General features: G+C 45.1%; 22 protein-coding genes and 1 tRNA gene. 7 read left to right on the top strand and 16 right to left on the bottom strand.

Annotation, left to right across the window (positions count from 1 at the left end; genetic code table 11):
* Window positions 1–188: 188 nt before the first annotated feature.
* The 4 genes from QUA90_RS13550 (at window position 189) to yhdJ (ending at window position 5,416) form a co-directional block, all read left to right on the top strand.
* Window positions 189–1,667 carry a TldD/PmbA family protein gene (locus QUA90_RS13550; protein ID WP_333445967.1) on the top strand — a complete coding sequence of 493 codons (1,479 nt, stop codon included), beginning with the start codon at window positions 189–191 and terminating at the stop codon, window positions 1,665–1,667.
* 125 nt (window positions 1,668–1,792) lie between these two features.
* Complete coding sequence (locus QUA90_RS13545; protein WP_333445965.1) at window positions 1,793–3,139, top strand: TldD/PmbA family protein; 1,347 nt, start codon at window positions 1,793–1,795, stop codon at window positions 3,137–3,139.
* A 225-nt stretch (window positions 3,140–3,364) separates the two neighbouring features.
* The gene (locus QUA90_RS13540; RefSeq protein WP_333445963.1) at window positions 3,365–4,489 is read left to right on the top strand and encodes a class I SAM-dependent RNA methyltransferase; all 1,125 of its coding nucleotides are present in this window, start codon (window positions 3,365–3,367) and stop codon (window positions 4,487–4,489) included.
* Window positions 4,490–4,555: 66 nt separating this feature from the next.
* Window positions 4,556–5,416, top strand: coding sequence for an adenine-specific DNA-methyltransferase (yhdJ, locus tag QUA90_RS13535; protein WP_333445961.1), 861 nt, complete (start codon window positions 4,556–4,558; stop codon window positions 5,414–5,416).
* 189 nt (window positions 5,417–5,605) lie between these two features.
* On the opposite strand, the gene hpxZ is transcribed toward yhdJ, so the two are convergent.
* The 3 genes from hpxZ to QUA90_RS13520 form a co-directional block, all read right to left on the bottom strand.
* Window positions 5,606–5,992: an oxalurate catabolism protein HpxZ gene (gene hpxZ, locus QUA90_RS13530; protein ID WP_333445959.1), complete on the bottom strand. Its 387-nt coding sequence runs from the start codon at window positions 5,990–5,992 to the stop codon at window positions 5,606–5,608.
* Window positions 5,993–6,083: 91 nt separating this feature from the next.
* Window positions 6,084–6,503, bottom strand: a complete 420-nt coding sequence (locus tag QUA90_RS13525) for a peptidylprolyl isomerase (protein WP_190732048.1) — start codon at window positions 6,501–6,503, stop codon at window positions 6,084–6,086.
* Between the two features lie 236 nt (window positions 6,504–6,739).
* The gene (locus QUA90_RS13520) at window positions 6,740–7,609 is read right to left on the bottom strand and encodes a prohibitin family protein (protein ID WP_333321511.1); all 870 of its coding nucleotides are present in this window, start codon (window positions 7,607–7,609) and stop codon (window positions 6,740–6,742) included.
* Window positions 7,610–7,754: 145 nt separating this feature from the next.
* On the opposite strand from QUA90_RS13520, the gene QUA90_RS13515 reads away from it, so the two are divergent.
* Window positions 7,755–8,546 carry an RNA ligase family protein gene (locus QUA90_RS13515; protein WP_333321507.1) on the top strand — a complete coding sequence of 264 codons (792 nt, stop codon included), beginning with the start codon at window positions 7,755–7,757 and terminating at the stop codon, window positions 8,544–8,546.
* Window positions 8,547–8,561: 15 nt separating this feature from the next.
* Entirely contained in the window at window positions 8,562–9,722 is a 1,161-nt protein-coding gene (locus QUA90_RS13510; RefSeq protein ID WP_333445957.1) for an AAA family ATPase, read from the top strand.
* Window positions 9,723–9,756: 34 nt separating this feature from the next.
* On the opposite strand, the gene QUA90_RS13505 is transcribed toward QUA90_RS13510, so the two are convergent.
* From QUA90_RS13505 to QUA90_RS13495, 3 genes are all read right to left on the bottom strand, one after another.
* Complete coding sequence (locus tag QUA90_RS13505) at window positions 9,757–10,437, bottom strand: HAD family hydrolase (RefSeq protein ID WP_333445955.1); 681 nt, start codon at window positions 10,435–10,437, stop codon at window positions 9,757–9,759.
* 235 nt (window positions 10,438–10,672) lie between these two features.
* Entirely contained in the window at window positions 10,673–10,882 is a 210-nt protein-coding gene (locus tag QUA90_RS13500) for an acetyltransferase (protein ID WP_333321496.1), read from the bottom strand.
* Between the two features lie 27 nt (window positions 10,883–10,909).
* Window positions 10,910–12,076 (bottom strand): zinc-dependent alcohol dehydrogenase, encoded by a 1,167-nt coding sequence (locus QUA90_RS13495; RefSeq protein WP_333219036.1) that lies wholly within the window; start codon window positions 12,074–12,076, stop codon window positions 10,910–10,912.
* Between the two features lie 818 nt (window positions 12,077–12,894).
* Between QUA90_RS13495 and mutS the strand changes: the two genes are divergently transcribed.
* Window positions 12,895–15,522 (top strand): DNA mismatch repair protein MutS, encoded by a 2,628-nt coding sequence (gene mutS / locus QUA90_RS13490; RefSeq protein WP_333445953.1) that lies wholly within the window; start codon window positions 12,895–12,897, stop codon window positions 15,520–15,522.
* Window positions 15,523–15,715: 193 nt separating this feature from the next.
* Here mutS and QUA90_RS13485 read toward each other — a convergent pair whose 3' ends face one another.
* The 10 genes from QUA90_RS13485 to QUA90_RS13440 form a co-directional block, all read right to left on the bottom strand.
* Entirely contained in the window at window positions 15,716–16,426 is a 711-nt protein-coding gene (locus tag QUA90_RS13485; RefSeq protein ID WP_333390438.1) for a hypothetical protein, read from the bottom strand.
* Between the two features lie 29 nt (window positions 16,427–16,455).
* On the bottom strand, window positions 16,456–17,133 hold the full coding sequence (locus QUA90_RS13480) for an actin-binding WH2 domain-containing protein (protein WP_333390440.1): 678 nt from the start codon (window positions 17,131–17,133) through the stop codon (window positions 16,456–16,458).
* Window positions 17,134–17,560: 427 nt separating this feature from the next.
* A tRNA-Gly gene (locus QUA90_RS13475) sits at window positions 17,561–17,631 on the bottom strand.
* A gap of 162 nt (window positions 17,632–17,793) precedes the next feature.
* The gene (uvrC, locus tag QUA90_RS13470; protein WP_333155153.1) at window positions 17,794–19,869 is read right to left on the bottom strand and encodes an excinuclease ABC subunit UvrC; all 2,076 of its coding nucleotides are present in this window, start codon (window positions 19,867–19,869) and stop codon (window positions 17,794–17,796) included.
* A gap of 116 nt (window positions 19,870–19,985) precedes the next feature.
* Window positions 19,986–20,738: an amino acid ABC transporter ATP-binding protein gene (locus QUA90_RS13465; RefSeq protein ID WP_333390445.1), complete on the bottom strand. Its 753-nt coding sequence runs from the start codon at window positions 20,736–20,738 to the stop codon at window positions 19,986–19,988.
* 72 nt (window positions 20,739–20,810) lie between these two features.
* Window positions 20,811–22,010 (bottom strand): amino acid ABC transporter permease, encoded by a 1,200-nt coding sequence (locus QUA90_RS13460; protein WP_333445951.1) that lies wholly within the window; start codon window positions 22,008–22,010, stop codon window positions 20,811–20,813.
* A 117-nt stretch (window positions 22,011–22,127) separates the two neighbouring features.
* Complete coding sequence (locus QUA90_RS13455) at window positions 22,128–22,649, bottom strand: DUF29 family protein (RefSeq protein ID WP_333445949.1); 522 nt, start codon at window positions 22,647–22,649, stop codon at window positions 22,128–22,130.
* Window positions 22,650–22,819: 170 nt separating this feature from the next.
* Window positions 22,820–24,034 (bottom strand): ABC transporter permease subunit, encoded by a 1,215-nt coding sequence (locus QUA90_RS13450; RefSeq protein ID WP_333321479.1) that lies wholly within the window; start codon window positions 24,032–24,034, stop codon window positions 22,820–22,822.
* Window positions 24,035–24,166: 132 nt separating this feature from the next.
* Window positions 24,167–25,252 carry an amino acid ABC transporter substrate-binding protein gene (locus QUA90_RS13445; protein WP_333445947.1) on the bottom strand — a complete coding sequence of 362 codons (1,086 nt, stop codon included), beginning with the start codon at window positions 25,250–25,252 and terminating at the stop codon, window positions 24,167–24,169.
* Window positions 25,253–25,563: 311 nt separating this feature from the next.
* Window positions 25,564–25,791 carry a hypothetical protein gene (locus QUA90_RS13440; RefSeq protein WP_015178453.1) on the bottom strand — a complete coding sequence of 76 codons (228 nt, stop codon included), beginning with the start codon at window positions 25,789–25,791 and terminating at the stop codon, window positions 25,564–25,566.
* Between the last annotated feature and the right edge of the window lie 240 nt (window positions 25,792–26,031).

The following is a 26,031-nucleotide window of genomic DNA, read 5'->3' as shown; positions in this document are numbered from 1 at the left end:
GGTATCCTGCCCGCCATTAAACTCACTCTGTGTACTATTTTTAAGAACAGGCAAGATGCCTGTTCCACAAAGAGTGAATTTATTGTTGGGTGGGCACCCTGCCCGCCCATAGAAGGCTTGTTGAAAATGGTTCAAAAAATTGAAAAGCGCTATAATAATTAACAACTAACGACGAATGACGAATAACTATGGTGCAATTAACTGCAAAAATCTCTGCTAACGAGTTAGCAAATTTGGCTGTAGATTTGATTCGGAAAACAGGTTGCGAGTACGGTGATGTACGTTTTTGCAGTTACCGAAGGCAGAATCTTTACGCGCGCGATCGATCTTTAAGTCAACTGTCAGATAATGTAAGTTCCGGTTTTGGCGTGCGAGTGCTTCTAGACGGCGCTTGGGGGTTTGCCGCCAGTCACAGCAAAACGCCGGCAGAGGTTGCAAGAATAGTCGCTTTGGCTGTAGAAATCGCTAAAGGCAGCCGCTTGACTCAGAAGGAACCGGTGCGGTTAGTACCAGTCGAAAAATATGTCGATACCTATGTAACTCCCATCGCCATTGACCCTTTTTCTGTACCGGTTGCTGAGAAAGCTGAACTGCTGCTAACTATCAACGAGAAGCTGCTAGCACACGGCGCACAAGGCATCAAAAAAGCTGATTCTTTTTTGCAGTCCAGCCGCGAAGACAAGGTTTTTGCTTCTACAGAAGGCTCGCTAATCGAACAAACAATCTACCGCAGCTATCCGGGCTTTGACTGTACGGCAATTGCGGGCGGCGATGCCCAAAGTCGCAGTTACGAACGCCCGCCACTTAATATCGGTTACGAACATATTAATCCCGATGATTTGTTGAGTCAAGTTGAAAGAGTTGCTGCCGAAGCTATTGAGAAAGTTCGCGCTCCTAAAATCCCTGCTGGTATTTGCAAATCCCTGATTCTTAAGCCGACAAATTTGTTTTTGACAATCCACGAATCTGTCGGTCATCCAACTGAATTAGACCGGGTGTACGGCTACGAATCTAATTTTGCTGGCACGAGCTTTGCTACTACTGATAAGTTAAATAAACTGCAATACGCTGCACCTTGGGTGAATTTTAAGTGCGATCGCACTCAACCAGGTGGCCGCGGTACAATGGGTTACGATGATGAGGGCGTAAAATCACAAGAGTGGTACGTTGTTAAGGATGGGATTTTAGTTGATTATCTCACTGACAGAGAGACGGCTTATCGCCTCGGACGCGGTAGCAGCAACGGTTCTGCTTACGCTGACAGTTGGTCGAGCGTGCCGATGGTGAGAATTCCCAATTTGGGATTAGAGCCGGGCCCGGATGGCGGCAGCCATACTGCTACTTTGGCAGAGATGATTGCGGATACGGAAGACGGGATTTTAATCGACGGTATGGGTAGTTATTCGATCGACCAGCAACGGCGCAATTTTCAATTCGGCGGCGATGCTTTTTGGAAGGTGGAAAAAGGTAAAGTTGTCGGTATGTTGAAGGATGTAACTTATCAGGCGATGACTACTGATTTCTGGAATCAAATAGATGCGATCGGGCCGGCTTCGGAGCAGGTTCAGTGCGGTACTAATATATGCGGAAAGGGCGAGCCGATGCAGGTTGCTCAAATGACTCACGCTTGTGTGCCGGTGCGAGTGAGAAATATTCAAATTGGGTAATAGGACATGGGACACGGGGCATCGGTTCTTAGTTATTAGTTAATTGCTAACAATGCCCAATTCGCAATGACTCATTCGCAATGCCCAATTCGCAATGACTAATTCGCAATGCCTAATTACCAATCATGATTGTAACAACATCGCCCGCACTTTTAAGTGAAGACCAAGCCTTATCTGTACTAGAAAAAGCAGTCAAACTATCCAAAGCAGAGGAAGTATTTGTCAGTCTCTATACTGGCGAAGAATCTCTTTCCCGCTTCTCGGAAAATCAAATCAGTCAAAATATCAGCAAAACTGTATTTAGCCTGAGCATTACTAGCTATTTTGGCAACAAAAGCGCCTCTGCTGCTGTTACAGAATTTGATGAAGATGCGATCGCCTCCGCAGTTAAGCGATCGGAAGAATTGGCCCGAATTGCGCCGGCAGATCCCGAATGGATGCCGTTGCTGCCTCCTCAAACCTACGATTTGCGATCGCCCGCATTCGACGCAGCAACCGCAACTATATCCCCTCTAGCGCGGGCCGAATTGGTGCAGCAAGCTTGCGCCAGATCCTCCCAGGGGGGCGCTCATGGTTCGGGCACTTTGAGCACTGACGCGTCGCTGTACGCGATCGCCTCGTCAACCGGACTCCGCGCCTGCAATCATTCTACAGAGGCGGATTTCAGCTTTACTGCTCGCATAGAAGACGGTTCTAGTTGGGCTCAGAGCACTGCTTGGAGTATCAACGAATTGCCGATCGCCGAATTAGCAGAACAAGTGCTCGATCGGGCGATCGCATCCCGCAACCCCCGGGAAGTCACTCCCGGCATTTATCCTGTAATCTTTGATGGTGCTGCTTTTGCGGACTTGCTACCGTGGGTAATTTGGAGTTTGGATGCGAGGGCGGCGGATGAGGGACGATCGTTTATGTCGATCGCCGATGCAGAGGGAAAACCAGCGGGAAACCGCGCGGGGGAACAACTTTTCAGCCCGTTAGTGCAAGTGCAGCGCGATCCGGCTCATCCTTTGTTGGGATCAAATACTTTTTTCGGCGACGGATTGAGCAATAACTATTTAGAAATCATCAAAGATGGCGTGCCTCAAAGTTTGTCTTATTCCCGCTACTGGGCCGCACAAAAAGGCAAAGAGGCAAAAGGTGCTTATTACCCGATCGTAATGACAGGTTCCGACCAAAGTTTAGCAGATTTAGTTGCTCAAACCGAGCGAGGAATTTTTGTTAGTCGAGCTTGGTACGTGCGCTACGTTAATCCGAAAACATTGGAAGTAACGGGAATGACTCGCGACGGTACTTTTTGGATTGAGGATGGCAAAATTGCTTACCCGATTAAAAACCTGCGTTTCAATCAAGTTTTACCTGATATGTTGCGCGATGTGGATGCAGTTAGTGGGGTGAAGCGTTACGGCGGTAGTGTCGTGCCCGGGGTGCGCGTGAAAGCTTTTAATTTCACGAGTATTACTGACAGTTTGTGACTTGCACATTTCTAACAATCTGTAGGGGCGGGTTTCACAAACAATCACAGCCAACAAAGAACAATCTCTCAAACCCGCCCCCACCCAGATTAATGCGAGTGATTTATCGTGAAGGTAGAGTATTTATTTTGATAGTTAGGATTAAAACCAGCTATTATAGTCATCAGTCTGGTGTCTGTTGTTAGTAACAATTCCCAATTCCCAATTCTTAATTACCAATTATCAATGAATCAATATTTTGCTACAGTTGCGCGCGGTTTAGAAACAATTGCCGCCCAAGAATTAGAACGTTTAGGGGCGCAGGATGTCAAGCCAGATTTTACTGGGGTTTACTTTGCGGGCGATCGCGCTTTATTGTACCGCGTCAATCTGTGGTCGAGAACAATTTTTCGAGTGCTAATGCCGATCGCCGAATTCCGGTGTTACAACTCCGATATGCTCTACCGCGAAGTGCAAAAAATCCCCTGGGACGAATACTTATATCCCGAAAATACTTTAGCAGTAAACTGCACCGGCGGCAACGAAAAGTTGAACCACACTCACTTTACAGCTTTGCAGGTCAAAAATGCGATCGCCGACCAACAGCGCCTTCAATTTAACAAGCGTTCTAATGTTGATGTAGAGCATCCCGATTTATTAATTAACATTCACATTCATCGAGACAACTGTATTTTAAGTTTAGACAGTTCTGGCGGCAGTTTGCACCGCCGGGGATATCGACCGGCGATGGGGCTTGCTCCCCTCAAAGAAACCCTAGCTGCGGCTTTGTTGGAGATGGCAGAATGGACGCCAGATTTGCCGTTTTTAGACCCGATGTGCGGTTCTGGAACTTTGCCTTTGGAAGCGACTTTAAAGGGATTGAATATTGCACCGGGATTGTTTCGAGAAAAGTTTGGATTTATGACTTGGCGGGATTTTGACGAACCTTTGTGGGATAAATTGTGGGCCGAAGCTGAAAATAGCGAATTGCCGGAGCTTAAAGAGGTGATTGCAGGGTGCGATCGCGATTCCGATATGTTAACTCAAGCTCGCACGAACGCGCAGCAAGCGGGTATTTCCGGTAAAATTCAGTTTGCTCAAACCGAGTTATCTCAGTTGGAAGCCCCCGCAGACAGAGGCGTTTTGATTTGCAATCCTCCCTACGGAGAGCGCCTGGGAGATGCTAGCGAATTGGGAGATTTGTACAAGATGTTGGGGGATATTTTCAAGAATCGTTTTAAAGGTTGGAATGCGTTTATTTTGACTGGAAATAAGGAGTTGGGTAAAAAGGTGGGACTCAGGACATCGCGGCGAATTCCGGTTTTTAATGGCTCGATTCCGTGTACTTTGCTTAAATATGAACTGTATTAAATATTTATAGAACATATTTCACCACACTTGGAAATAGCCAATATTAATTGGAAGAGGTTAGGCTGAATGAAAACTTTTAAAGTTGACGACCACCAGCTCATTTTAGGAGATGTGTTAGAAGTGCTTGGCAGTAAAATCCAAGACAACTCAATCGATTTAATTTTTGCCGATCCTCCCTATAATATTGGCAAAAATTTCAATGGTTTTAAAGACAAGTGGGAATTTGAGAACGATTATTTAGAATGGAGTTATAGTTGGTTAAACTTATGTATTAATAAGCTCAAGCATAACGGCAGTTTGTATCTGATGGCGTCAACTCAAAGTATGCCCTACTTTGATTTATATTTGCGCGATCGTTTAACAATTCTTTCTCGAATAGTGTGGTATTATGACAGTTCGGGCGTACAAGCAAAAAAATTTTACGGTTCTCTGTACGAACCAATTTTATATTGCGTCAAGGACAAACGAAATTATACATTCAATTCCTCCGATATTCTGGTAGAGGCAAAAACCGGATCTGTTAGAAAACTAATTGACTACCGCAAGGCTACACCATCAGTATATAATTCTAAAAAAGTTCCAGGTAATGTCTGGGAGTTTCCGAGAGTGAGATATCGTATGCCTGAGTATGAGGAACATCCTACGCAAAAACCAACATCATTGTTAGAAAGAATTATCAAAGCCAGTAGTAATGAGGGCGACGTTGTACTAGATATATTTTCGGGAACTTTTACAACATCATTTGTTGCCAAGCAGCTTAAAAGAAAGTCAATCGGCATAGAATTACAAGAAAAGTATCTACAGATAGGATTGCGGAGGTTGCAAATTACCCCGGATGAGAGTGAGGAGAAGCTGATGTCTTTGGAATTTAATTATCAAGATGAGGAAGAAAGTCGGGAACTTGAACTATTAGACGTTTCTCTATAAGATGAATGATTCAGTCAGAACTTACCCACGTACTCCGATTAAAGAAACCGGGTTTTTTACGGGATATGCGGGCTGCAACAAAATATTTTCGCAAAAAAACCCGGTTTCTAACCACCCGTGCGTGCGTAAGTCTTATTAGTAATAAAGTCCGCTTGCTTTAGACAATTCTTGTTTCCTTACCTTTAACATCTACACCGGCAACAAAGAAACGTGAGCGGAAACAATCTTCCACCCTTGAGGAAACTTCCGCCACATCTGACTCTGCCGCCCCAGCCGCACCACTCCATCCATCGCACGGCGAAATTCCAGCGTCACAGCCGCCGTGTCTGCATCGAATGTCACGACTTTGAGGTTGAACATTTCTCGATCGACATTTACAGGCGATCGTCCTTTGCGAAAAGCCCTCACCTCATCGCTCCCGTACAGGTTCTCCGTCACCCCAAACCGCACGACTTCCGGCGCATCCCAGAACAAATTATCGAGAGTTTCAATATCATTCGTACAAAGAGCTTTTTCGTATTTTAAATATAGTTCAGTTAACTCAGTTACCACAGCAGAATTATTGATAACACTCATAAATTATAGATTTTAAAACTCTTAACTTTCACAAGTTTTGTTGGCAATAAGGCATAAAGTCCTTATTGCCAACAAAACTAATTACTGGAAATTAATGCTCAATTTTGAGCGAAATAATCTTGTCACCTTGGCGGATAGCATTGACGACAGACATATCCTCAGTTTTGCCAAAAGTTGTGTGAACTCCATCTAGATGAGACTGGGGAGAATGGCAAATAAAGAATTGGCTGCCACCCGTATCGCGGCCTGCGTGAGCCATCGATAAAGTTCCTGCCAAATGTTTATTGGAGTTAATTTCGCACTTGATTTTGTAGCCGGGGCCGCCCGTTCCATTGCCTTTTGGACAACCACCTTGAATCATAAAGTTAGGAATGACTCGGTGAAAGGACAATCCATCGTAAAAACCTTTTTCCGCCAAGTCAACAAAATTCTTCACTGTGTTAGGCGCATCCGCATCGAACAATTCCAAATTGATTGTGCCTTTGTCGGTTTCCATAATAGCGCGGGTCATGATTTCTCCTGGCTTCCTAAAATGAGTGTGTTGCCTGCGTGTTAATTGCGGACTTCGCTTTTATAACGACAGGTTTCAAACTGTCGTTATATTTTGGCTTTCAGAAGTGTAGCATATTCCAGCAACTCTCATAGGACTTATGTGTGCTTTCTTAGGAACCCCGGTTTATTGCGAGATTTCTGGTTAGCAAAGCCAATATTTTCGGAGACACCGGGCTTGTTACCCTCAGTCATATTTTAATTGTTGGTCACTTGCGGGCGATCGGGTTCTTCCTGAATATCGCTCATATTAAAAATGAAAGGAACCCGACTCGAACCTGCGCCCATAACCAGCACTTTTGGCATCTGAGCCCCGCCGCTTCTCCAAGCTTCGATCGCCTCTTTTTGCAGAACTAAATCACCGCCCTGAGCCTTCAAAGTTTCAGCCAAAAGTCTTTGAGCTTCTGCCCTACCTTGAGCGCGGTTAATGTCAGCTTGAGCCTGTTGTTCTGCTTCCTGAGCCACATAAACAGCTCTTTGCGCCCGCTGTTCAGCAACCTGTTTCTCTTCAACCGCTTTCGCAAAATCTGTGGAGAATCGAATGTTAACAACGCTCGTATCGAGTACGATGACATCATACTTGGATAGCCTTTCCTTCAGCGCAGTATCAAAGTCTCGCTTCAGTTCACTTCTTTGAGTAATAGATTGTTCGGCGGTTCTCAGTGCAGCGGCTGTTTTAAATGCTTCTTGCGTCTGAGGAGCAATAATTTTTGAGACTATATTCTCCAAAGTTCCTTGAGTCCTTCTGATCTCCACTATTTTCTCAGGATCGAGGCGAAAGTTGATGGCAAAACTGGCATTTAAATCCTGAAGGTCTTTAGTAGCACTCTGGGCGGGAACTTCAAATTTTTGCACTGTTACATCGTACACATCTACCTTGGATATTAGCGGGGGTCTGAGGTGAAACCCCTCTAACAATGCTCCATCTGTGGCTTTTCCTAAAACGCTGACAACGCCTGCTTCGCCTGGATTGATGACGACAAAAGAGTTTAAGGCGATGAGTAGCGCGCCTACTAATAGAATCCCAGCGAGTGCTGATGATATGCTCTGGAAACTTTGATTTTTCAACTTACACGCTCCTTTGTGCTCATTCCATTATAATGGTTAAATAGATTCGATCGCCTCTAAATTATAAAATCTCAAATCTAAAATTACTACAATCTAAAATGGATGGGGTCGCCTCTAAAGTCTCAAATCTCAAAGGGATTGGCTGATGGTCAAAATTGTTAAATATCCTCGAACTTATCACATCGAAGGTTCGCGTTTCCAGCCGGGTGATGAAGACCTCGACAGCGTGCCATTTAGCGCCCTGAGCGATCGCCCGACAGTGATTGAAGAAAAGGTAGACGGCGCTAATACAGGCATCAGCTTCGCACCAGATGGACAAATGCTGCTGCAAAGTCGCGGCCACTATCTCACCGGCGGGCCGAGGGAAAAACATTTTAACTTATTCAAACAGTGGGCTTTCAGTCTTAGCGGAACCCTGGGAGAAGTGCTGGGAAATCGCTACATTCTTTACGGCGAATGGCTTTATGCCAAACACACTGTTTTTTATGATTTTTTGCCGCACTATTTTATGGAATATGACGTGCTGGACTTAGAAAAAAATCAATTTTTGAGTACAGAATCCCGCCGCAAGTTGTTAAGCGGACTGCCGTTGGTGTCAGTTCCCGTGCTGTTTTCGGGAGTGCTGAAATCTCCCAAGCAAATGATGCAGTTTATGGAAAAATCTAATTTTATTCAACCGGGGCATTTGGAGCGCTTGGGTTTGTACAGTCGGGAATTGGGATTAGATGAAGAACGGTGTTTGAAAGAGACTGACAAGAGTGAGATTATGGAAGGTCTGTACATTAAAATCGAAGAAGATGGCATAGTAAAGGCGCGTTATAAATACGTGCGTGCCAGCTTTTTGACGGCTATTAAAAATGCCGAGGGACATTGGCTAAATCGCCCAATTATACCCAATATTCTGCGTCCAGGTGCAGATTTATTTAATTTTAGTTAACCAGCAGGTGAATTTATGAATGCAATGTTATCGCCATCGGCAACTTGGACTTTTCCCTTTTGTCCCCAACCGCCCGATTGGTTTCTGGATTGGGACAGCATTCAAAATCATTTCGATTGGATTCAAAACTTAAAAGGATGTCAGCAAGACCCTATTTATCACGCCGAAGGAGACGTTTTAATTCATACTAAAATGGTCTGCGAAGCATTAATCTCATCCCCAAATTGGCGGCAACTTCCCGAAAAAGAACGATCGATACTTTTTGCCGCCGCTTTGCTGCACGATGTCGCCAAACCAGCCTTTACAAAAATAGAAGCCGACGGCAGAATTAGCTCAAAAGGTCACGCACGCCAAGGTGCGAGAATGGTCCGACAAATTTTATCTCAATTCGAGCCGCCTGTGCAGTTTGAGATTCGCGAAACAGTTGTGGCGATCGTCCAATTCGGCAGTTTACCCATCTGGCTGATCGACAAACCCAACCCACAGCAGTCTGTAATTAAAGTTAGTCAAGTTGTCCGCTGCGATTTCCTCGCACTTTTAGCCGAAGCAGACGTGCGCGGCCGACAGTGTAGCGACAGACAAGAATTGCTCGATAAAATAGAACTATTTCGGGAGTTTTGTCAAGAAAATAATTGTTTGGATTCTCCCCGACAATTTCCATCAGCACACAGCAGATTTATCTACTTCCGCAAAGAGAACGGCAACCCGGATTACGAAGCATTTGACGATACTCGATGCGAAGTAATTTTGATGTCTGGCTTGCCAGGAAGCGGTAAAGATTATTGGATTCGGAAAAATCTGCCAGATTTGCCAGTAATCTCGCTGGATGCACTGCGAAAAGAGATGAATGTGCCTCCCAACGAGACACCTGGGAATGTGGTGACAGCAGCCAAACAAAGAGCGCGCGAATATATAAATGAGGGGCGTTCTTTTGTGTGGAACGCCACGAATACAACTAAACAAATGCGGCAGCAATTAATTAATTTTTTTGCTGCTTATCAAGCGCGAATTCACATTGTTTATCTGGAAGTACCTCTAGAAGAAATATGGCAGCGGAATCGATCGCGCACAGCAACAGTACCGGAAGCAGTCATTCGGAAATTAGCGGCGCGCCTGGATATTCCAGATATCACAGAAGCCCATCAGGTAGAGTGGATTGTGAGCGATCGCGCTTAATAGTGGCAATCCACCCGCTAGCGCCCGTATTACTTCAACGCCCTACCAATTCCTTTTTCCCTAAAAGAGAATCGTCATAATGCGCCAACAAATCAGCAGGGTGATCGTAAATTGCCGCAGCATTTGCCAGCGAAGCATCATCGAAACCTCCGCACCGAAAAGCAATTACTGGCACCCCGCACTTGCCCGCAGCTTCGATATCGTAAGGAGTATCAGCTAACATCACCGTCTGACTCGCTTCCATCTGCAATTTGCTCAAAGCAGCTTCCACAATATCCGGTTCCGGTTTAGAAGCTTCTGCATCACTCGATGTCGCCGCTTGATCCAATAAATCGTCAACTTGTGCAGCTTTCAGCAAACCGGAAAGTTCTTCAGTGGTAGCTGAAGTAGCAATAATTAGTCGCAATCCTTCTTGCTGCATTTTTAACAGCAAATCCCGCGAACCGGGGGTTGGAGAAAGTTCTGGAGAAAAGCGGTTAATAATCAGTTCTTTGCGCCGCTGTGCAATCTTTTTCCCGTCGCCTTCTTCGTCGGAAAGTCCTGATACCATTTTGGGTATAACTTTGTCCCCTCCCATGCCAATTAGCGGGCGAATTTTCTCAAACGGCACCTCGTAGCCGTAAGCCGCAAATGACTCTACCCAAGCTTGAGCGTGGGCGTCATTGCTGAGCGTCAGAGTACCGTCAATATCGAGAATTACTGCTTGCAATTCCATAAGTTATTTGCTGTTACTTATTAGACTTATTCCAAAAAAATATTTTGTAGTAAAAACTTTAGTCCATAATTATTTAATTAGTCAATCGGGGACTGAAGTCTCCACTACGCACTTTTAGACAGGGACTTCCGTCTCAGAGCAATTTTTCGGGGTAAGCTGACACCTATGTGCCCTGTTCCTACCCCTAGCTTTCCCCTCCCCCCCTTGTTAAGGGGGATAGGGAGAATCAGTTGAATCAATGAGTTTGATAATTTTCCTCAGTCCAGCAGCGCGGCAGAGTTTCACCGGAAGGAAACACTAAATTACTTTTTGCAAAAGTTGCTTTATCTTGCTCTTCCTGACCAGCTTGATTTTTTCCCGGCACTTCTTGTTTTGTAGGGCTAATTAAAGCATCTACATCGAGGATTTCTATCAAGTCGCCTGATTCTTTTTCTTGTAAAAGCATAGTTTCTCCTTGTCAATTGAATGCGAGTTAGGGTTTGAGGACAACTTTGATGCAGTTGTCTTTTTTGTTGAGGAAAATCTCGTAGGCGTGGGGCGCTTCATCCAATTTCATTCGGTGCGTAATTACGAATGACGGGTCAATTTCGCCTTTTTGAACGCGATCGAGCAAAGGCCGCAAATAGCGGTGAACGTGCGTTTGTCCCATTTTCAGGGTCAAGCCTTTGTTGAAAGCTGCACCTAGGGGCACTTTGTCAACAAAGCCGCCGTAAACGCCGGGAATTGAGACTGTGCCGCCTTTGCGGCAAGCTACGATCACTTGTCGCAGGGCGGTGGGTCGATCGGTCTCCAAGCGCACGGCTTGCTTAGCTTTGTCGTACAAAGCGTCGAGGCCGGTGCCGTGGGCTTCCATTCCCACAGCGTCGATGCAAGAGTCGGGTCCGCGTCCCCCCGTCATTTCAGTGACGGCTTCCCCGGCGTCCATTTCTTCGTAGTTGATGATTTCAGCTTTGGCCGCGGCCGCCATTTGCAAGCGTTCCGGTACGCGGTCGATCGCAATTACTCGCTCGGCCCCCAGCATAAACGCGCTTCTGATCGCAAATTGTCCGACGGGCCCGCATCCCCACACAGCTACAGTATCCCCCGGCTGAATGTTGCAGTTTTCGGCCGCCATGTAACCGGTAGGAAAGATATCGGTGAGGAACAATACTTGTTCGTCCGAAAGTCCGTCGGGAATTTTTAAAGGGCCGACATCTGCAAACGGAACCCGCGCGTATTCTGCTTGACCTCCTGCATAGCCGCCCGTTAAATGCGAGAAGCCAAACAGTCCTGCAGGCGAATGACCGTAGAGTTTTTCAGCCAATCCTGCATTGGGGTTGGAGTTGTCGCACAGCGACCACAGATCGCGGTTGCAAAAGAAGCAACTACCGCAAGAAATAGTAAAAGGAATGACGATGCGATCGCCCTTTTTTAAGTTCTTGACTTCGCTGCCGAGTTCGACTACTTCCCCCATGAATTCGTGACCCATGATGTCGCCCGATTGCATTGTCGGGATGTAGCCGTTATAAAGGTGCAAATCTGAGCCGCAGATGGCTGTAGACGTTATTTTAACTATGGCATCGCGCGGATTGATAATTGTTGGGTCTGGTACATTATCAACTCGCACATCATTTGCTCCGTGCCAGCAAAGAGCTTTCATTATTTTTTTCCTCTAGTTAACTACTAGCTAGCAAATTTTTGATTCTAAATCTTACCTTTACTAAGCTGATAAATTACTCGCTTGGATGTTTTTAATTTTAAGCATATAAAATATATTTTCTCTCTATCCAAGGTATAATTTATAAATCTATCTTCCGGCTGTTTTCAATACCAAAAATGTCAAGTTTATGCCCCTAAAGTGCGGGAAATTTAACATTATTCTGTTAATCGCCAACAGTTATAGCAACCACGCCCGACGGTTAGGACGTTGTTAATTGCTAAAATCCTTGCGGAAGATTGCAACTTCGGTCTTGGTTCAACATCCGCTAGAACAGCTAATAACGAGATGGATGAGGTTGTTTTTGTCGATCGGCGATCCCTCCCCTCTCACAATTAATAAAATTTTCGCGCTTAATCTCACTAAAGCGGTGTAATGGCTCACATTAGACCTCTTGCAAAATAATTTTATGCTATAATCAAAGGTTTGGCTTAAGTAGAGCGGATTGCAGGTTATATCAGCACTTGACAATTATGAGTTGGCTCTCAGGTCTAAAACTCAAAACCTTTAATTCTAACATAGATTTTTTTTGCAAGAGGTCTATTAGATAAGTAGCGACCTAAAACTTTTCAACTAAAAGCGGGTTTATCGATTATTAAGTAGGGTGCGTGACTTTTGTATAGCTCAACACTCTTCACCAATATTGACAATCACGCACCCTGCTTAAGGAGGATTAATCGTCAAATATTGTATATTAGTTATAGCTAAAAGCCGAGCTTGCGCTAAAGTTGTTAAAGATTAAAATTTATCGATAGCCTTTTATGCCTTACACTGCATCTACCCCAACAGACCCCAATCAACCCAACATCCGCAATGCCGACCACCGCCTACTAGAATTCACCAAGCTGACGCCGATGATGCAGCGGTATGTGGAAGTGAAAGAACAGTATCCCCACGCACTTTTATTGTTTCGAGTCGGAGATTTCTTTGAGTGTTTTTTCCAAGATGCAGTTACGATTTCGCGGGAATTAGAACTTGTTTGTACGAGTAAAGAAAGCGGCAAAGAAATCGGTAGAGTGCCGATGACAGGAGTGCCGCACCATGCCCTCGATCGCTACACTTCAATGTTAGTAGAAAAAGGCTATGCAGTGGTAGTTTGTGACCAAGTTGAAGATGCCTCGATAGCTGCTAAAGAAGGTCGCCAAGTCAAGCGCGAAATTACCCGCATTCTCACTCCCGGAACTTTGACTGATGACGGAATGCTCAAACCCAGACAAAATAATTTTTTAGCAGCAGTCGTCATAGCTGGGGAACATTGGGGATTGGCTTATACAGATATTTCTACGGGAGAATTCGTCACTACTCAAGCAGACAGTTTAGAACAATTAACCCTAGAATTGCTGCGCTTGCAGCCTTCGGAAGTCTTGGTACCGACTAATGCGCCGGATTTGGTGACTATGTTGAGGCCCGGAGAGAAATCCGAGCATTTACCGGAGTGTTTGCCGAATTCGTTTTGCTATTCTTTGCGATCGCAAATTCCGTTTAGTTTGTCCGAAGCAAAACAGAGAATCCTGCAAAAGTTCAAAGTGCGATCGCTAGAAGGTATGGGATGCGCGCACCTTCCCCTCGCAGTCCGCGCCGCCGGCGGCTTGTTGCAATATCTCGAAGAAACTCAAAAGGAAAAAGCAGTTTCTTTGCAAAGATTGCACACTTACACTCTCACCGATTTTCTCATACTCGACTACCAAACCCGCCGCAATCTCGAAATTACTCAAACAGTGAGAGATGGGGTTTTTCACGGTTCGCTGCTGTGGGCTATAGACAAAACCAGTACCGCAATGGGAGGCCGCGCTTTGCGCCGCTGGGTGCTGCAACCTTTGCTCAGCATTAAAGGCATTGGCGCCCGACACGACACGATTCAAGAATTAGTAGAAAATAACGCCCTGCGCCAAGATTTGCAGCAGTTACTGCGGCAAATTTACGACATCGAAAGACTGACCGGCCGCGCTGGTTCTGGAACAGCTAGCGCGCGGGATTTGGTCGCTTTAGCTGATTCTCTCTCGAAACTGCCGACATTAGCCTCGATCGCAGCCCAAGGGCGAGCGCCCTATTTGAAAGCGCTGCAAAATGTACCGCCAATTTTAGAAGAATTAGCCACTAAAATTCACGCTCATTTAGTTGATGAACCGCCGATTCATTTAAAAGAAGGAGGTTTGATTCGACCGGGAATCAATCCCATGCTAGATGAAATGCGACACACTGCATCAGCCGACCAAGAATGGATTGCAAATTTAGAAGCAACTGAGAGAAAACGCACCGGAATTTCTAATTTAAAAGTAGGCTACAATAAAGCTTTTGGCTATTACATCAGCATTACAAAATCGAAAGTAGACCAAGTGCCGAAGGACTACACCCGCAAGCAAACTCTCACCAATGAAGAACGCTACAGCACTGAAGAATTAAAAGAAAGGGAAGTGCGAATTCTGACAGCGCGGGAAGATTTAAATCAATTGGAATACGATATTTTTGCTCAAGTGCGATCGGAGGTAGGAGAACACGCCGAAATTATTCGCAACGTTTCCCGCGCCGTGGCTGCGGCCGATGTTTTGTGCGGTTTGTCAGAAGTAGCAGTTTACCAGAATTACTGCCGCCCGACTATGACAGAAAGTCGGGAAATTAAAATTATTGAAGGTTGTCATCCTGTGGTGGAAAAGTCTTTGCCGCCGGGATTTTTTGTACCTAATTCTGCTTTTTTGGGTCGGGAAGACTCGTTAAACCGCCCAGATTTAATTATTTTAACCGGGCCGAATGCTAGCGGGAAAAGCTGCTACTTGCGGCAGGTGGGTTTGATCCAGTTAATGGCGCAGATGGGCAGTTTTGTGCCGGCAAAAGCGGCGAGTTTGGGAATTTGCGATCGGATTTTTACCCGCGTCGGCGCAGTAGATGATTTGGCAACCGGTCAGTCTACGTTTATGGTGGAAATGAACGAAACTGCAAATATTCTCAATCACGCGACGCCGCAATCATTGGTTTTGTTAGATGAAATTGGCAGGGGAACGGCGACGTTTGACGGACTTTCGATTGCTTGGTCTGTAGCAGAATATTTAGCCACTGAGATTCTGGCGCGGACAATTTTTGCCACTCACTATCACGAGTTAAATGAGTTAGCTTCTATTTTGGATAATGTCGCAAATTATCAGGTGACAGTTAAAGAATTGCCGGATCAAATCATATTTTTGCACCAAGTTCAGCCGGGAGGGGCTGACAAATCTTACGGAATTGAAGCGGGGAGATTGGCCGGTTTACCGCCGTCGGTTATTGACAGGGCGAGACAGGTGATGAAGCAGATTGAGAAACATAGCAAAATTGCGATCGGGCTGCGGAAAGGTGTTAAAAAAAATGGTCAAAAAGAGTGTGAGGGCGAACAGTTGGATATTTTTGATGATTGAAATTTCCGGTGGTAAAAAAAGTTTGTAGTAACTTCTATATTGCACCATTTTCAATAAACCTTTCAGGGGCGGGCAGGATGCCCACCCCACAAGAAAATTTAATTTTTGTGGCACAGGCATCCTGCCTGTTCTTGAGCATGGTGCAAGATATCAGTTACTACTTTTACAACAAACCAGGAACGCTGCAACAACTCTAACGTCCATTTTGCAACTTTCTTACCTCTTTGTGTACGCTCATCCCAATTTCTAGCGCCTCATTTAGCAACCGCCCGTATTCAGTCGCCCGATCGCTCACATCCACCGCCATCAAAGCAGCTAAATTACTTTCAATATTAGCAAATAGCTCGTAACGGCGACCGATAAACTGCTGATTTTCCCTGAGAATTTTTTCTGTTTTCAAAGCACAGACTAAACTTTCTCTAGTGATTTTTAATGCTTCAATTGCATCTCCTCGGTTAATTAAATTGGCTTGTAAATTGCCAGCATCCGTTAGGCGATCGATAATATCTAAAGCCTGAATCACCTCATGATACTTCTCAACTTCATCCAGCAGACCCGCCAGCGTTGCCAGAGGCTTGCCCTTAACCCATTTATAGATATTCCAAGCAACAGTAATCGCCAGCGACAAACCCAAAGTTAGTTGTACAACACGGACAAATATCTCTGAATCGCTAAATAAACCAACATAATGTTTATTAGCCAGTAAAGCAACAGGCAGCGAAACAACTAATGTCACGCAAAATATCAGCAACTCATTCACCAAAAGAGAAAATAGCTTTTTGCCGTCCCGGAGTGCAGCAGGTCGGTAAAAATCCGCTGCAAAACCGTCGCTCAAAGCTATTCCACTCAAATCCTCCAACTCCTTCTCAGAAATTTTTAACTGTTCCAAATCCGCTTGTATCACTCTTCAAAATCTCCTTTAATTGGGATTAATTACGATCCTCCCAGAGACATAATTGATTGCCACAGACTCGTATAAAAATTGCTTTCTCGGTCTCGGAACAGTTGAAAAGCCATTCCCGGCGACCCCAAAAACGGTCTCAGCGTCCATCCCAACTGAGTCCCAACAAACGCATAAAGTCCCAACCAAAAGCGCAAAATATTTAGCCTGATGTCTTTGCCTTCCGCATCTTGTTCTGAAAGAAAGTGCATTCCTTGATAAATGAAACTTACTCCCAAAAATCCTGTGATTGCCATGATAGCAACATTCAGCAACAGATAAAAATTGTAATTGGTACTGCTTATGAGGAAAAACAAACTAACAGGTGCAAATCCAAACAGCAAAACGCTAATCATCGCCATCGCTGTCATCAACAATGTCAAATACTGTTCAAAAGTTCGTTTAGAACCAAACATGACATTAAAAAAGTACAGTGTGGGAAAGCAGATAATCAGCGTCAGCAAGTAAAGTGCTGGCAACTTAATTGCTGAAACTAGACATTGCATCCACGTACTAGAGGCACCTAATATCGCTCCGTAAATGCCAAAAAATACGGTACTAGAAATCAACAAACCGAAAATTTTAGATTTGAGCTTGATACCTTGGCGAATTTCTTCGAGAAATTGTTGCCGTTCCCGCAGCAAATACATTACTACTGAAAAATATTTCACGGGCTCTCCTTGTGACTGATGCGACTCCGAATCAGTCATAACTCAAGCTGAGTTCGATCGGCAATCTTGTCAAACCAGGGTACTCTATGTTAACCAATTATTCTTGTAACCAGCTCACCACAAGCTCACAGGTGGAGGCGTTTTGAGAGATACTTACAAAGCTAAACGGCTCAAACTGAATACAGGTATGCTTTGTATTCAATTTGTATTCATTTGTCTCCAAATTGTCTCCACAAAGGGCGATCGGGTAGTCATTGGATACTCAGTTGATACTCAGTTTGGTCGTTCCGTAGTCAAATCTTAGTCATTTTGTATCCAATTTGTATCCAATTTCTAGTCAATCCGACCCCTCGACAACCCAGAAAATCAGCAATAAAAAACCTCAAACCGTTGATTGATCGTTGGTTTGAGGTTTTTTATAGAAGTAAGCGGGCAGCGGGAATCGAACCCGCATAGTTAGCTTGGAAGGCTAAAGTTTTACCACTAAACTATGCCCGCGCACAGAAACTAAACATACCACAAGTCTCTGGGGATTGCAATAGGTCTGTGCAAAAATTTTGAAGACCTCCCTCACACAGGCTGAATCGGGGCTGAATCGGGACTGGCCGGTCGATCGCCCCCTGGCCCCAAAAATCCCCGTCTCCCATGCTGCGTAAGACTTTACGGGTGGAAATAATCGTAAATTTGCTGCGCCAGACGCGGGCCAATCCCAGAAACTTCTGCCAACTGTTCGGGAGTCGCTAAACGGAGATAGTCGATCGACCGAAAATGTGCTAACAATTGTTTTTGTCGGTGGTGTCCCAATCCGGGAATTTCATCAAGGCGCGATCGCTTCATTCTCTCGCTTCTGCGATCCCGGTGAAAACTCACAGCAAACCTGTGCGCCTCATCCCGCACCCGGCGCAATAATTGTACCCCAGGCTGCTCAGAATTAGTGGGCAGTGGCAAAGATTCCCCCGGCAAAAATATCTCCTCTCGCTGCTTGGCCAAACTGACAACGCGCAACTCTTCTAGCAAATTCATCTCCCGCAAAACAGCCACAACTGCTGACAGTTGACCTTTGCCGCCATCTATCATAATTAAGTCGGGTTTGTCCGAAATAGTACGAGAAACTGAGGATAAATTGCTGATTTTTTCCGAATTTCCTAAATCGCTAAATTCTTCTTCATTATTCGTTCTATCCGTTAAATCCGTTATAAAATCCGTTGCCGAACTTTCTTCTTCCTTCAATCCTCGAAATCGGCGACCGATAACTTCTGCTAAACTAGCAAAATCATCAGAATGACCCGATTTAATTTCAGGATTTTTAATTTTGTAATGGCGATAGTGTTGATTGGCGGGCAAACCGTCAATAAATACGACGCGGGAAGCTACAGCGTCAGAACCTTGAATGTGAGAAATATCGTAACCTTCAATGCGGCGAGGAACTTCTGGCAAATCGAGAATTTCTGCTAAATCTTCCATTGCTTGAGAATTGCGATCGCTCAATCTTTGCATTCTCGCCAATTCATACTCAGCATTCCGTTCCACCATCTCAATCAACTCAGCTTTAGTTTGCCGCTGCGGCGTCAAAATCGTAACTTTTCGCCCCTTACGGTTGCTCAACCAATCTGCTAATATTTCCGCTTCTGGCAATTCGTACTGCACAGAAATTTCGCTGGGAATTTCTACAGATTCGACATTTTGATAGTGTTCTTCCAACACCCGCTGCAAAATCGCTCCGGCCTCTACCCCCCCTCGTTCCCCCCCTTGCCAAGGGGGGGAGGAAAGAGAAAGTTCAGATAACTCTTCCCCCCCCGATTGTAGGGGCGGTGCCCCCGTGCCCGCCCTGAGTTGGGAGGGTATTTCCGCCATAAATCCCAACCTTCCGACCAATTGACCAGCGCGAATTTGGAACAATTGGACGCAAGCGTGCTGGGTGTCTGCCGCAAGTGCGATCGCATCTCTGGAAACAGTATCGTCGGGCAAAGACACTTTTTGACCCGCACTCAAAGACTGCAAACCCTTAATTTGATCGCGAATGCGCGCCGCCGTTTCAAAGTTTAAATCTTCGGCTGCCTCTTCCATTTGGGGCTCTAAAATATCGAGTAATTCCTGAGTTCTTCCCTGGAAAATCATCGCTACTTTTTGGATTATTTTCCGGTATTCTTCAGGCGAAGTTAACCCTTGACAAACGCCAACGCAGCGCCCGATGTCGTAGTTCAAACAAGGACGGTCTTTAAATAGCGGTTGAGGGCGCTGCCGCAGGGGGAAAATTCGCTTAATTAAATGCAGCGTACTCCGCAGCGCCCCTGTATCGACGTAGGGGCCGTAGTAGCGGTCTTTTGCACTACCGGCGCGGCGTTTGCGGGTGATAAAAATGCGCGGGTATTCCTCCGACCAGGTTATGCACAAATAAGGATATTTTTTATCATCTTTGAGGAGTACATTAAAGTAAGGTTGGTGCTGTTTTACCAGGTTTGCTTCTAAGGCTAAAGCTTCTGCTTCTGTGTCGGTGGCGATGAATTCAATTTCGCGCACTTGCTGCACCATCATCGCGATGCGGGGGCTGAGATTTTGACTTTCGCGGAAGTATGAACGGACGCGGTTTCGGAGTTTTTTTGATTTGCCGATGTAAAGGATGCGATCGCTCTCATCGCGCATTAAATATACACCAGGAACCGCCGGAATTTCTTTGAGGCGACTTTCTAGGCGTTCCGAGTCTTTAACTAACGGCAGAGTTTTTGTGGATGGCATTGCAAGCTATCTCAGCAAAATAGAGACTGATTGTACACTCTTTTATTTTACCTTAATTAGGTCGATTTTGACTGCTGCTACCGTCGCCCAACCCACCGATTAAACTTGAGAATCAATTACAATATCTGAGATAAAAACTTGCGAGTGCGTTCTTCCTTCGGATTCTGAAAAAACTCTTCTGGCTTCGCTTCTTCCACTAAAACGCCACCATCCATCAATACAATGCGATCGGCAACTTCGCGCGCAAACCCGACTTCGTGAGTCACCACCACCATTGTAATTCCAGTTTGAGCCAAATTTCGCATTACATCTAACACTTCCCGCACCATTTCCGGGTCTAATGCTGATGTCGGTTCATCAAACAGCATAATTTTAGGCTGCATGGCTAGAGAACGTGCAATAGCGACCCGCTGCTGCTGTCCTCCAGACAACTGTCCGGGATATTTTTTTGCTTGTTCCAAAATTCCAACTCTTTCTAACAGTTGCATCGCCACTTCTTCGGCTTTTTTCTTCGGCCAGCGGCGCACCCATACTGGCGCTAGCATGACGTTTTGCAAAACTGATAAGTGGGGAAACAGGTTAAATTGCTGAAACACCATTCCTACTTCGCGGCGAATTGTCTCGATATTGCGTAAGTCGTGGGAAAGTTCGATTCCGTCGATCGTAATTTTACCTTGTTGGTATTCTTCTAAGGCGTTGAATGTGCGAATAAACGTCGATTTTCCCGAACCGGATGGCCCCATCACGACAACGACTTCACCTCGGTTGACGGTCATGCTGACACCTCGCAGTACGTGAAATTGTCCGTACCACTTGTGGACGTTTTCTGCTACGATTACTTGTTCTGGGGCTGTTAGTTGACTTTCCATATTTTTTTTATTTTTTAACCGCAGATAGAGGCAGATGAACGTTGATGAACGCTGATGAAAGTAGATGAGTTTTTAGCGCTGGCCTACTCCTAATGTTCGCTCTATTTTGCGGCTGGCTAGGGACATTGAGTAGCAAAATATCCAATAAATGATGCCGACGAATATGTAAACTTCGGCGTATCTGCCGATATAGGAAGGATTTGCTAAAACTGCGCGGGATATTCCGATTAATTCTAACATTCCGAATAGAGATAGTAGGGATGTATCCATGAATAATCCGATGAATTGACCGCCGATCGCCGGAATGACTATTCGCAGTGCTTGAGGCAGTACAATGAGAATTGTGAGTAGGGGTGTATTGAGTCCGATCGACCTCGCTGCTTCTATTTGTCCCCTGGGCACGGCTTGCAAGCCACCGCGCACGTTTTCCGCCAAGTATGCCGCACTAAATAACGTTAATCCAGCAATGGCTCTAATTACTCTATCCAATTTCGGATATTCTGGTGGCAAGAAGAGTTGCAGCATCACTTGACCTAAAAATAAAATGCCAATTAATGGTAAACCGCGAATAATTTCAATGTATAATGTTGATAACAGTCTTACAACTGGCAAAGAACTTTGTCTTCCGAGTGCTAGCAATACTCCTAAAGGAAAGGAAAGCACAATACTAATAACTGCTAAAAACAGCGTTAATACTAAACCGCCCCAATCATTTGTTGACACTTCTGTCAAACCTAACCCGCCTTTAATTAACCACAAAACTATTGGGAAGGAAAGAACCCAGATTGCAGGCATCCAGTCCATGATTTTTGGGTGAATTTGCCTTCCGATGGCATAGCTGGCGGCGGCTGCGATAATAATTCCTAAGAGGTAGAGGCGAGAGGTTAGGTCGATCGGCGAAATGACCGCACCCACAACCGCAGCACCAAGTATAATTAGTAAAGGCGGATTCCAAAGACGTTCTTGCCGCTGAATATTTCCCCAAGTTAATCCTCCCAACAAGGCAATTATGGCCGTTACTATCCACAGCCGCCAGTAGGATTCGCGGGGAAATCTGCCGGCGAAAAATAGTGGCAAGTTAGCTTCTAATACGCGCCATTGAGCTTTTGTTGTTGCCCAAACGATAATTCCTTTAATAGTTTGGAAAGCGATAATTAGGCAAACTACCGTCAGAATGCTGTTGTACCAGGTACTAAATAAATTTTTGCGCGCCCAATTCCAAGGAGTAGGCGAGTCGGTGGCTGGGGGCGGTAATATGGGGACAGTTTCCATATAGCGGTTTTCAATCCTATGACGTAGAGTAACAACCAGTTATTTTATTAACCCGCGTAGGCGGGTTTTGCTTGTATAGACGCGATTTCCAATCGCCAAAGCTAAAAAAAATCCTACTTATTTTCGCCGATTTATCCAATCTTCTCCACCTGGTAACTGACTTAAATGCTGGGCTAACACTGCGGGTAAATCTTTGGCGGAATGGATATAAGTCAAGTTCAATAACCTCACAGCAGTTTGAATAATCAGGTTTCTATCCATCATCTCTGCAAGTTGAAATTGAGTATAAACACCGTTCAATACTTCCTCCGCAGCCTCGGCAATCGCATCCTCAATCACCTCCTCCTCTATAAAACTCTCCCATTCATCAGAATTGATGTAATAAGATGTTTTATTATCTTTAATATTTACCTTTTTAATTTCTCTGATTGCATGGCGAATCGAACTTGCCCAAGAACCAGTTAATCGCTGTTCAACTTGATTTTTAATCAAGTGAATCAGCAAAATATTTAAAAAAGATTGGATTTGTCGCAAAATTGCCTGTTTGCTCATTCCATCTAACTCATCGACTATTGCCAAAGCATCCGTATACCTTCCTTCCAATATGCTCTTTCTAAGAGCAATTAATTCTTGTGTCATTTGCTCCACCTCCAATTTGATACTAGCAAGCCAAAGATAGTTGTGAGTTATTTATTATTGCTTAATCCTTAAGTCACAAGTTTTAGTTACTCGGTCTAAGCTAAAGTCACTGTATGCCATTTGACGCGCTCTCCTTTTATTACAATTAAAATAGATGAAATATAAACTATTTACCTCTCCTTGATTTGTACAGTTTTATTGTACCAATTCATGAACAGAGAAACTATCAAACTAATTGTTAGGTATGTTACCATGATAATTAACATTGCTTCGATCGCCCGCCCGGTCTGATTCAACGTCGGAGAGCCCACCACAAAATAAACGTCGGGATAAGCAACCGCAACCGCTAAACTCGAATTCTTAGCTAAATTCAGATACTGACTGGTTAAAGGTGGCACAATCACCCGCAAAGCTTGCGGCAAAATTACCATCCGCATCATTGTTCCAGACTTCAGCCCCAAAGACTTTCCCGCTTCCCACTGGCCTTTCGATACTGATTGAATTCCGGCGCGGACAATTTCGGCAATGTAACTGCCAGTATACAAGCTGAGTCCTGTCACCAAGGCTGCAAATTCAGGAGTTAATTTTAATCCTCCTTCGAGTTGCAATTCTGGTGTCAGGCGGGGGAAATCTAGACGAAAAGGCAGATTTTTGGTGATAATAAAAGCTAAGATTGCACTCAGCCCGATCGCACCTAGAGCCCAAAACAACTGTCTTCCCGGCTTAGCTTCTTCCAACATCACCCGCGCCCGCCACATCCACAGCCCAGCGGCAGCCAAAACTCCGACAGTTAGCAGAATCAACCAAATCTCAAAACCCGGCAAAGCCACTGGCGTTGGTACAGCAATGCCGCGATTTGTAAAGTAAATCGGCCCCCTCATCTGCTGATTGTCTTCCAGTTTTGGCAGGGAAATGAAAACTGCAAAATACCAGAAAAATAATTGCAGCAATAACGGCGTATTTCGTAAAATTTCCACATACAAACCAGCCAAACTCCGCAGCAGCCAATTGTCGGAAAGGCGCGCAATTCCTACCGTCAAGCCCGCAACTGTTGCGAAAATAATGCCGATACCCATCACCCGCAGCGAGTTGATTAAACCGACTAAATAAGCTTGTCTGTAACTGTTAGCGGGACTGTAGGGGATTACACTTTCACCGATGTCAAAAGATGCTTGGGAATTGAGAAAATCAAATCCAAAGGCAATCCCCAGTTGCGAGTAATTGGCACTGAGATTGTCCGCGAGAATCGCGATAACAACTATTACTAAAATTAGAGCGATCGCCTGTCCGGCTATTTTCCAGAAGCGATCGTCCCGTAGCAGTTTTGATATATCTTTAAATTTGGGCAATTTCTCCGATTTCCCCGGTTGAGGTTCTGGATTCATAACTGTTTAATGTAGAACACACTATACCTAACTTTAGCCTGCCTAAAATATCTTGTTGGTTAACTGTCAACAGTCAACAGTCAACAGTTAACAGTCAACAGTCAACAGTCAACAGTTAACAGTTAACTAAAATTAACGGAACGGCGGCGAGTAAAGCAAACCGCCATCTTTCCAGAGTCGGTTTTGACCCCGTTCTAACTTGAGTGTACTTTTGGGGCCGAGGTTGCGATCGTAGATTTCCCCGTAATTCCCCACTTTCTTAACAACGCGGACAGCGTAGTCGTTTGGGAGTCCCAAACCTTTACCTAAATCTCCTTCTGTTCCTAGCAAACGTTTGACGTTCGGATCTGTAGTGCTTGCCACTATTTTGTCTACATTTCCTGAATTAATTCCCAAATCTTCAGCTTCAATCGCCGCGAAAATAATCCATCTCACCGCGTCAGACCATTTAGCATCGCCGCTTTTCACCGCTGGGGCTAATGGTTCTTTTGACATCACGATCGGCAAAACAACATTATTATCGGGATTCGGCAGAGTGGTGCGCTTAGAAACAAGTTGCGATCGATCGGCAGTAACACCTTGACAGCGACCTTCTTGATAGGTAGCAAAGGTAGAATTCACATCTTCAAACACCACAGGAGTGTATTTAACTCCTATTTTTCGCATTTGGTCAGACAAATTTTGTTCCGTGCTCGTACCTGTCTGCACGCAGATAGATTTGCCCGCAAAATCTTTTAAACTTTTGATGCCGCTGTCTTTTTTGACCATGATGCTTTGAGAGTCATAAAAGATCACCGGGGCAAATTCCAGTCCAGTAGTGCTGTCGCGACTCGCGGTGTAGGTGGTATTTCGGCTGAGAATGTCGATTTCTCCCGCCTGCAAAACTGTAAATCTATCTTTAGCGTTGAGTTTTCGGTACTCGACTTTTTCGGGATCGTCAAATATTGCCGCCGCGACAGCCCTGCACACATCCACATCCAGTCCCGAATATTTGCCTTTTTCGTCTACAAAGCTAAAACCCGGTAGTTCGCCGCTGACGCCACAAATCAGTTTGCCGCGGCTGACAATTGTATCTATCCGGCTGGAACCTTGTTGCGAGTTGCCACCTGCTGCAGTTGTTGCTGTTGTTTGTCCGGTTTGTGCCGATCGATCCCTACAAGACGCCAACGGTGCCACAAATAACACACTTGCTAGTACCAGAAATCGCCATTTACGCATAGATTTTAATAGAACGCTTTCCTGATCATCCTAGCTTGTAGCTGTCGAGATCGGCCGATCTACACAGCCTCCGGTTTCAAATTAGCCGTTCTGCATCCGGTGCTGCACAGCAGCAACTGCCCCGACTACCCGCCTGTTTTTTTTTTGAGCAAACTGGGAGCCCAGAGTTAGAAACCCGGTTTCTGGCTGGATGTCTGGTCGTCAAACCTAAGATTTATCCCTGAAACCCGGTTTCTTTTCTGCTATTTCTGCCCAGCGCGAGCGATCGTCGCCCTTCCCTGGAATATTTATCCGATTTTGATTGAATCCGCTCACAGTAGCTCTGGTGCGAGCCGCTGCTCAGCTAAATCGCGGATTAGGGACAGCCGAGACTGGATGTATTCGTCCAACAAATCTGCTTCTTTGCCATTAAGCGCAGAGTTGGTCTTTAACTGTTTCAGCAGCCACTGTACCAGGGTGGCATCGTCCAAATTAACTAACAGAGTAGCTTGGGTGGTCTCAATTAATGACCAGAGTTGGCGTAACATGACTGGAGTCATAAAACCTCGTTGAGCGTAAATACGCACTTAATGGGCGGGGATAGCGAAAAGCTGGTCTTGGTGTCTCAAGCCGATAGACGAAAAGCACCCTCATGTCCATCGGCTTAATGATTATTTTATATTTGACCACAATAACTTAATACAGTAGTGTCGCAAGTTACAACACACAAGATGTTATAAGAGTTCCCAATTCCTTCACATTGAGATAAACATCTTGATAAAAGATTAAAAATCTTTACA

This window comes from Microcoleus sp. D3_18_C4 (genome assembly GCF_036702355.1).
Classification (GTDB): Bacteria; Cyanobacteriota; Cyanobacteriia; order Cyanobacteriales; family Microcoleaceae; genus Microcoleus.
The sequence above is the reverse complement of the archived record's forward strand: the minus strand, read 5'-3'. Positions and strand labels throughout refer to the sequence as shown.

Bases quoted from the DNA above. Each gene is read 5' to 3' on its own strand.
- uvrC (WP_333155153.1), bottom strand. From the start codon at position 19,869: ATGCCATCCACAAAAACTCTGCCGTTAGTTAAAGACTCGGAACGCCTA.
- QUA90_RS13465 (WP_333390445.1), bottom strand. From the start codon at position 20,738: ATGGAAAGTCAACTAACAGCCCCAGAACAAGTAATCGTAGCAGAAAAC.
- QUA90_RS13460 (WP_333445951.1), bottom strand. From the start codon at position 22,010: ATGGAAACTGTCCCCATATTACCGCCCCCAGCCACCGACTCGCCTACT.
- yhdJ (WP_333445961.1), top strand. From the start codon at position 4,556: ATGAAAACTTTTAAAGTTGACGACCACCAGCTCATTTTAGGAGATGTG.
- QUA90_RS13510 (WP_333445957.1), top strand. From the start codon at position 8,562: ATGAATGCAATGTTATCGCCATCGGCAACTTGGACTTTTCCCTTTTGT.
- QUA90_RS13440 (WP_015178453.1), bottom strand. From the start codon at position 25,791: ATGACTCCAGTCATGTTACGCCAACTCTGGTCATTAATTGAGACCACC.
- QUA90_RS13505 (WP_333445955.1), bottom strand. From the start codon at position 10,437: ATGGAATTGCAAGCAGTAATTCTCGATATTGACGGTACTCTGACGCTC.
- mutS (WP_333445953.1), top strand. From the start codon at position 12,895: ATGCCTTACACTGCATCTACCCCAACAGACCCCAATCAACCCAACATC.
- QUA90_RS13540 (WP_333445963.1), top strand. From the start codon at position 3,365: ATGAATCAATATTTTGCTACAGTTGCGCGCGGTTTAGAAACAATTGCC.
- QUA90_RS13525 (WP_190732048.1), bottom strand. From the start codon at position 6,503: ATGACCCGCGCTATTATGGAAACCGACAAAGGCACAATCAATTTGGAA.
- QUA90_RS13500 (WP_333321496.1), bottom strand. From the start codon at position 10,882: ATGCTTTTACAAGAAAAAGAATCAGGCGACTTGATAGAAATCCTCGAT.
- QUA90_RS13545 (WP_333445965.1), top strand. From the start codon at position 1,793: ATGATTGTAACAACATCGCCCGCACTTTTAAGTGAAGACCAAGCCTTA.
- QUA90_RS13550 (WP_333445967.1), top strand. From the start codon at position 189: ATGGTGCAATTAACTGCAAAAATCTCTGCTAACGAGTTAGCAAATTTG.
- QUA90_RS13450 (WP_333321479.1), bottom strand. From the start codon at position 24,034: ATGAATCCAGAACCTCAACCGGGGAAATCGGAGAAATTGCCCAAATTT.
- QUA90_RS13495 (WP_333219036.1), bottom strand. From the start codon at position 12,076: ATGAAAGCTCTTTGCTGGCACGGAGCAAATGATGTGCGAGTTGATAAT.
- QUA90_RS13445 (WP_333445947.1), bottom strand. From the start codon at position 25,252: ATGCGTAAATGGCGATTTCTGGTACTAGCAAGTGTGTTATTTGTGGCA.
- hpxZ (WP_333445959.1), bottom strand. From the start codon at position 5,992: ATGAGTGTTATCAATAATTCTGCTGTGGTAACTGAGTTAACTGAACTA.
- QUA90_RS13455 (WP_333445949.1), bottom strand. From the start codon at position 22,649: ATGACACAAGAATTAATTGCTCTTAGAAAGAGCATATTGGAAGGAAGG.
- QUA90_RS13515 (WP_333321507.1), top strand. From the start codon at position 7,755: ATGGTCAAAATTGTTAAATATCCTCGAACTTATCACATCGAAGGTTCG.